The organism is Citrobacter sp. Cpo100, from assembly GCF_030332595.1.
In the GTDB taxonomy this organism is placed as follows: Bacteria; Pseudomonadota; Gammaproteobacteria; order Enterobacterales; family Enterobacteriaceae; genus Citrobacter; species Citrobacter portucalensis.
On sequence record NZ_JAOWHM010000015.1, the window covers coordinates 1 to 248 of the forward strand.

Here is a 248-nt window from a genome sequence, read left to right on the forward strand (position 1 = left end):
CGTAGGGGAACCTGCGGTTGGATCACCTCCTTACCTTAAAGAACCTGCCTTTGTAGTGCTCACACAGATTGTCTGATGAAAAGTAAATAGCAAGGCGTCTTGCGATTGAGACTTCAGTGTCCCCTTCGTCTAGAGGCCCAGGACACCGCCCTTTCACGGCGGTAACAGGGGTTCGAATCCCCTAGGGGACGCCACTTGCTGGTATGTGTGAGTGAAAGTCGCCGACCGAAGTATCTCAAAACTGACTT

The 248-nt window shown here is 52.0% G+C and carries 1 tRNA gene; it reads left to right on the forward strand.

The features are described 5' to 3' along the window. Positions 1-118 precede the first annotated feature (118 nt). Positions 119-194, forward strand: a tRNA-Glu gene (locus OGX96_RS00730). Positions 195-248: the final 54 nt, after the last annotated feature.